Genomic DNA, 7,257 nt, shown 5'->3' with positions numbered 1-7,257 from the left:
GCGATAGACATTATGCTGCGCTCCTGGCTGTACATTCTTAGTATCTTTCTTATCTTACTCATGCTGATTATCGAGTTGGCCATGCTTTAGAAGGTATATATGTACCTCCAAAAGATGGTTGCTTCTACAGCATTTGCTACGCGCTACAGGTGGTCAGTTTACCCCGGAATGCCCTGGTCAATTTGCGCCGGAACCGATGGTCAGCTTGTACCGGAATTGGGTGGTCAGTTGCACTGGAATCTCCAATGGAGGTGGTATGGTTACGCATGGCAGCGTTCAGGGTATTGTTACAAACAATTCTTACGGGTGTAAATGCCGCTGTGATGCTGCCGAAGCCGTCATGCGAAGTGGTCAGGAACAAGTATTTTTCAATGAAGTCCTCACGCCCTACACGGATATAGCCGGGAAGTTTGGCGGTAATAAATATGCGTTCCCCTTTGCCAAGTGCGCCTGCGGTTTCGTATAGGATGCCTTCGCCGCCTACAATGCTGTCAAAAAAGGTAAAAGCATCCACGTTCTGCACGACTTCGTAGTCGTTGCCGACAGTTCCCAATACGGCGTAGTTATCGGTACGGACGGTGGCGAATTTCTCCGGCACATGGCGGTCGTCAGCAATACGGCCAAGCGGGTCGTAAGTATACATCGGCCATTTTTCTACCGTATAGTCCAATCCGGCGAAGCGTAAAGCTTCGGCACTGGTGGGATAATCTTCTACGATGGTGCCGAGGCCATGCCATGCCTTTTCTTTGCGGCTAAAAAAACTGTATTCGTTGGTTTGCGGATTTATTGCGAGGTTGTGTCCCATGATTTCTTGAAATTAGGGGAGCGCTTTCACGCCCCCGTGTTTAAAATTTGAATTGGATTTGGATTGATTAGAATGGCAGATCGTCTTCGTCGTTTTGTTTGCTTTGCCCTGCTGCGGCTTTGGCAGGCTCTGCGGGTTGCGCTTCTGCCTTGTTAATGGCCGAAAAGAGTTTAATGGTATCGACGTTACAGACCAGACGAGCATGGTTTTCGCCTTTGCGGTTTGTCCACGGCTGCGCCTCCACCCATCCTGAAATCTCCACGATAGCCCCCTTAAGGAGATAATCGGCCAAACCGGGATTCACCCAGTAAGCACAATCAATGAAAGCGGAACGCTCCCGTTTTTCGCCTGCTTTTGTTTTGAAGCGCTGATTAAGCGCTACGGTGAAATTGGTTACTTTTTTGTCGCCTTTAACGGTTGCGACTTCGGCATTTCCTGTTAATCTTCCTGTGAATAACATAACTTTAATTTTTTAAGTGAATAATTTTTGTTCGCTTTTCTGATTTCGTGTCGTTCCTTTTTGGTTGATTTTTTCAAAAGAAAAACCGGAAAAAAGAAAGCCTTAGGAAGTGCCGGCCAGGCAGGCAAGAGGAAACGGAATAAGTCCCGGAGGGTGGCATAGCGAGGTACGAGCGAAGCCATTATGCCGTAGTCTCTTGCCAACCCAAATACAATTGCCGGCAAGACCTTAGCTGCGCTTTTCTCCGGATTGAATGAAAAAATTAATGAAACACTTATTAAAATGCCTTTGGAGCCGTAGGCGATAGCGGGAATCAAAGATTAAAGTCAGCAGAAGCTACAAAGTATCATCAGCTAACATTTCACAAGTAAGGGGAGATTCAGCATAACGTAACACCGTAAGGGGTAGCAGCGGCATGCTGCAAAGCAGATACAGCGTATGGCCCTGCCGAAGGCTACGGCAAAAAGATGTTAGATATTTGTATTAAGGGGGGGGACCAAATAAGATCGACAAAATAGTTTGACCTGCGCAGATAGGCTGCGCAGGTTCTCATTAACTTTGGGTATGACAAATGGAGAATTTGCTAAAATGAAAGCTGCGGATACTCAGTTCCTGGAAGCATTCTATAAAATGTACGCGCATTTCTATGTGAAGTTAAAGGATGAAACATTTACAACCTTTCGTAAGACACCTTTAGGGGAATACCTATGGAAGATCCAACACGTGATCTCAGAGATCGATCAGAACCTGGAAGATATAAAATTTGCAGAAGAGATGTTGCTTACCCATGATCCCAATGATAAACCGCTGAGCAAAAAAGGAAATGCAGCTCAAGCTATACGGTATCACTATGAGAACTATATTTTAAGAGCGACTAAGATCAAGGACCATTCTTTATCATTGATCAATGAGGTCATGCGACTACAAATTCGCAAAAGTCCAAACATGGAAAATCAACTGATCAAACAACTTGATCCCGCTTATGGTGATTTTAGTCTCATCTGGGGGTACATGAAACAACTTACCGATCATATCAAGCCCTACAGAAATTACCTGGCACATAACGGAACGGTACAACACAAAGATCTTTCGTTGCTAAACGCACACTATACTATTGATATCACGCACAAAAGCCCTGTTGATCAATTTCGGTTCGATGCCGGAATGACCGGTGTACAGCGTGAACTTGTAGAAAAGTTCGCCCACCAGGTAAATGTGCATCTAATAAATTCAGATCAGGTACTTAAGATGATCTATCTGTATCTGGCCAAACCTTTTTTAGATAACATGGAGGAACTAACGCTGGCGTATAAACAAACGCAAGCTTTGTAAGCCTGAACACCATTTTTCTTATTCACTGATGTCACTTTAATTTGTAATTTCTATCACAAAAAAATAACCATGGATTTTGATCTGACTTTACGCTATTTATACGGTAAACCTCAATCTGATTTCGATGCTTTGTTACAGCATTTGGAAGAATTGATCGATACATTCGAAAGGAACGCAGAAGCAACGAGCCTATTATATGGTCAATCCTACCTTGAAGAACGTGAAAAGGTTAAAAAAACATTCAAGGAATATTGGGCCGCTGCAGGCAAGGTTTATAAAGAAGCATATGAAGAGGTCTCTGGTGATGATCATGAAAGAGACTCCTGGGCTGTGCACAAAGCAGGTTATCGTGAAATAGAAAGAGATGAGCAAATATCGGAGGAGATTGCTGACCGGAATCACCGGGAAATGATCGATCATTACAACAAATCTGCGACAGCAATGCTGTATTCCATACTGGAGGGCCAGTTCAGACGTTTTTCCGAACTGTTAAGGCAAATGGGCGGGCACGTTCTATCGGTAGAGGACCTTGCACAACGTGATTACATAGAGGGCATTTACAAGTACCTCGAAAAGGTGATCGGCATCGACACGACATCGATCGAACCTTTTAAAGAGAAGTTTCAGCCTTTAAAGCGTTTGCGAAACAAGATTATGCACAATAACGCCGAATTCCCGGATATCGAAGCGACGGAGTTAAATAAGATCGTTGAAGATTCTAAGGGCATGCTTGATTGGGAAAAAGAAATGGATGAATACGCAGATTGGGATGATAAAGACAACGTAAAACGCTACTATGTTCTACGGATCAAGAACATCGATTACCTGGAGCCCTATTACAAGCTTATCCGTGAATTCTTTAACGAGCTGTTCTGGCTGGCCGATGCCCATTTTAAACATCAACCTATAGCCGAGCGTCTGAAATATGCGGCAGGTTTTGTCGGCAGAAATATCAGTGTAGAAAATACCTCTATCAGTGATGTTGACAAAGGAAGAAAAATCAAGGCAACCATTGTTAACAACGACGTAGATGAACCAGGTTCATTCGATTTTACGATCACAGTTACGCGGGCAGCCAGGAACACATTTTCGATATTGAACCAGGTTCCCGACACCCCCAGACTTAACCGATTAGCTGGTTATATCAAAAAAAATCCACACATTATTTTGAAAAGCGTGCTGCAGGGCTTTATGATAGGCAATCAAACCGCATCTGTAAAGGTCCTTTTTTCTTAAGAAGAACGGCTATCCTAAAGTTGTTTCGACATGCGCTTTAATTAAGCTGTATCTAATTCTTCTACCATTAATTTCACATCCTTGAAACGAACAGTTACCGTCGTTCCATTTTTATTTTCGATACAAAAATCACCCTGGATTTGCTGGGTTAGCCCGCGCATAAGATTCATTCCAAAAGAGTCGTGACTTTCGCTCCTATTTTCGGGCATACCAATTCCATCATCGCTTATTTCTAATGTATAAAACCCATTATCTTCCTGTTCCATTATGATTTTGATCCGACCGTTGTTTCTGCCTTGAAAAGCATATTTTATGGCGTTTGTTATTGCTTCATTGAGAATCAACCCTATTGGTACTGCTTGTGAAATATCCAGTTGAAAAGGAGGAGTATGTAGTTCAAAAATTATAAAATCTCCGTCGCTAAAACTATCTTTTAAATACCCTACCAGTTCAGGAATATAGCTGGACATATCAATGTACGCCAGGTTATCAGACTGATAGAGCTTGATATGAATTAAGGACATTGCCTGCATCCGACGCTGGCTATTCAAAATTGCATCAAGCGCAAAACCTGTTTCCATATAGGAGGATTGAATATTCAGTAAACTCATAGTTATCTGAAGGTTATTTTTTACCCGGTGGTGAATTTCCCGCAGTAACCACTCCTTCTCTTTCAATAACGTTGATTGTTTTTCACTTAGATGGATTAAGTCCTCGTTCTTTTTGTTGATTTCCTCCTGCTGAACCTTTAAAGCAAGATGCTGGGCTTCTAAAAAGCGATTGTTACGCTTTTTTAGCCTAAACCGGTTATAAAGTATAGCTATCACAAGTAACAATAATCCCGAAGCCGCAATTATCCAATTACGGATTATACGTTCCTGCCGGAAACTGATTTGTTGTAATTGAGTTTGCCTGGTAAGAAGTTTTATATTTTTAGCTTTGAACTGAATATCTCTATCTTTTTTATCTGCTTCGAATTGTATTTCCAGCAGTGCGGCTTGCTTTCTGTTTTTTTCACTCATTACAGAGTCGCTGAAAAACATATAGCGCTGTAAATGCCTAACTGCTGAAAACATTTTTCCGGCAGCCGAATCAGCTTTAAAAAGTCGCAGATCATCGTTATCGTCTATTGGTATGGAAACCTTGGATGTTATTCGATACTTTGTATGTGCAGCTATATATGGATATGTTTTCTCAAATTGATTTGTTACCTGATAATATAAGATGATACCAGAGAATATCTTAACATAAACATTTTGTTCAATGTCCTTTAAAGCGAGAAATTTCTTTGACTCCTTAAAGTAAATTTCACCGGATTTGTAATCTTTCTTTTGGATATATGCTTTAAGTAATAATGTGGCAGCCCGCGCTTTCCAAGTATTATCTTCTTTAAAAATCTTGAACGATTTTACGCTATTGATTATCGGGATGGCTTCAGCAGTATTATTGCTTTTTAGCATACTCGCTCCAACGTTAAAAGAAATTTGAACTATTGCCAGCGAATCTTTCATTTTGTAAGCCTGGCGCAATGCTTTTTTTTGATATTCGGCAGCCTTTCGCCAATTTTCCGCAAATGAATAGGTAAGACCTGTTCGGTTATAAATAGTACTCAACAAGGTGCCTGACTCACCATTAGTCTCTGCAGTTTGAACCGCCAACAAATTGTATTTTAAGGCTTCATTGATGTCACCCATGTGAAGGTAATCGTAACCGATTAAATCATAAGTAGCCTGGAGCTTTTTATACCCGATCGACTGAAAAATTATCAAAGAATGATTAAGATCTTTTAAGGCATCGTCGTACTGAGAATTCCATATCTCAAGATCGCCCAAATAGGTTAACAGTATAGCTGCGCGTTCTCTTTGGCCTGACTTGATCAGCATTTGTATTGCCTTCTGAAAATAGCTGATGCGTTGCACGATTTGGTCGTCATTATTAGACAAACCATCTCCGATAATATTGAAGCCGTCTGCCTGGCCTGCAAAATCGTTTATTTTCACAAAGACCTTTATAGCCTGTAAAGCAACCTTGAACGACTGATCATTTTTTTTTCTCTGCCTTAGAATCAGCGCGTAAATAAGGAGTTCATTTCCTTGTCCACGCAAATAATTAAGCTTATTTGCAAGCTGCCCAGCTTGTTTCATTATTCTTTCAGAACTATCAACTTCGGCTTTTGTTATGTCTGATTTCATAATCAAATCCTTGCTGCGTTTTAGTAACACTAAGACTTGATTGGTATCATTATTAAAATTTTTACTGTTTGGAGTAGCCCGATCTAATTCAATAAAAGATTGACACCATGCATTTACATTACAATTAAAAAGAAAAAATAAGACCGAGACGACGAAATACAAACCTGGCTTCATGATCAGTTGCTACGAAATAAAAGTTAAGATTATGTTCTTAAACAGTCGCTCGCAATGCCAACGTTATGCCACGTATCAATATATTGTCTACCAATAGCTTACAGGGAAAGAGCAGTCTTCTTGTTGCCCTATATCGTAAATAAACATCTTCCCTGCGAAATAAAGTATCTTGAAGCGATGGATCTTGCTTATTTGAAATTATAATAACCTTGTTTTGGAATGCAGCACTGCGTAATCTTCAGTAATTGTAATTATAGAGACAGAATGACGGTGCTGGTCAATTATTTTGTTTTCAGCTGATTTATTTTCTTAAAAACCGCAACATGCAGGAATATTAGAACAACCGGAGCGAAAGCCGCAAAATACGAGAATGGGAACAGGTCTATTTCCCGTATACCTAGCTCTCCCGGGCCAAGGTTGCTTTTTAAGATTATGACGGCGATAATTAGTAAATTTACTACGTCAAAAATTCCTATTATGTTCCAGGCATAAACCACAGGAATTCTCCAGGATTTTCCATTGGAATATATTTTTGCGACAGGATATGCCAGCACTGCGGTAATGATATCGCCCAGTCCGGCAGAAAATGCAAATCCGGCGGGAAGAAGGTTATAAAAATACAGGAGGATGAAATATATACCTATTATACGGAACACATGTAAAGTGATCAGGGATTCCAGGGTTATCGCCCGCAATAAGTCTTTGTAAAGTCGGGTGTTTCCTACTATCCCGAACAAAAGAATCGCTAACGGAAAGCCGGCACATATTATACCCATAGGCGGTATAGTATCCTTATCCAGAATACCGAGCAGGGCAAGTGCTGAAGCGTAAATAAAAAAGGCTGTAAAAAACACGATGATGACCAATTGAATGCGATTGGATTTACCCAATGGCATACCTCCGTCAATGGCAGCTTGCCTGAAGCGCCTGGCAAAAAAAACGTGAGTAATAAAAAACCCAATGATAAATGAAACGATTGCCCATAAAGGCATACTTGATATGTAATGTGCCATGTTTTGTTAATTAAATTATAATGTAAAGAGAAGTTAAAAGCCGGG

At 40.9% G+C, this 7,257-nt stretch carries 5 protein-coding genes and 1 pseudogene; 2 read left to right on the top strand and 4 right to left on the bottom strand.

Annotated elements, in window-relative coordinates; translation table 11 throughout:
- Positions 1 to 244: 244 nt before the first annotated feature.
- A pseudogene (locus tag AC1DYB_RS19520) lies at positions 245 to 805 on the bottom strand (DUF932 domain-containing protein); the annotation flags it as partial.
- A gap of 67 nt (positions 806 to 872) precedes the next feature.
- The gene (locus tag AC1DYB_RS19515; protein WP_477437241.1) at positions 873 to 1,265 is read right to left on the bottom strand and encodes a single-stranded DNA-binding protein; all 393 of its coding nucleotides are present in this window, start codon (positions 1,263 to 1,265) and stop codon (positions 873 to 875) included.
- A 564-nt stretch (positions 1,266 to 1,829) separates the two neighbouring features.
- Between AC1DYB_RS19515 and AC1DYB_RS19510 the strand changes: the two genes are divergently transcribed.
- The gene (locus AC1DYB_RS19510; RefSeq protein WP_477437239.1) at positions 1,830 to 2,597 is read left to right on the top strand and encodes a Cthe_2314 family HEPN domain-containing protein; all 768 of its coding nucleotides are present in this window, start codon (positions 1,830 to 1,832) and stop codon (positions 2,595 to 2,597) included.
- Positions 2,598 to 2,666: 69 nt separating this feature from the next.
- A complete protein-coding gene (locus AC1DYB_RS19505; protein WP_477437237.1) occupies positions 2,667 to 3,833 on the top strand; it encodes a hypothetical protein in 1,167 nt (388 codons plus the stop codon).
- Between the two features lie 41 nt (positions 3,834 to 3,874).
- Here AC1DYB_RS19505 and AC1DYB_RS19500 read toward each other — a convergent pair whose 3' ends face one another.
- Both AC1DYB_RS19500 and AC1DYB_RS19495 read right to left on the bottom strand, forming a co-directional pair.
- Positions 3,875 to 6,199, bottom strand: coding sequence for a tetratricopeptide repeat-containing sensor histidine kinase (locus AC1DYB_RS19500; RefSeq protein ID WP_477437235.1), 2,325 nt, complete (start codon positions 6,197 to 6,199; stop codon positions 3,875 to 3,877).
- Positions 6,200 to 6,480: 281 nt separating this feature from the next.
- Entirely contained in the window at positions 6,481 to 7,212 is a 732-nt protein-coding gene (locus tag AC1DYB_RS19495; protein ID WP_477437233.1) for a hypothetical protein, read from the bottom strand.
- Between the last annotated feature and the right edge of the window lie 45 nt (positions 7,213 to 7,257).

This window comes from Mucilaginibacter sp. P2_A4, from assembly GCF_056405015.1.
Note: the sequence above shows the minus strand (reverse complement) of the source record. Positions and strands in the feature narration are given on the sequence as shown.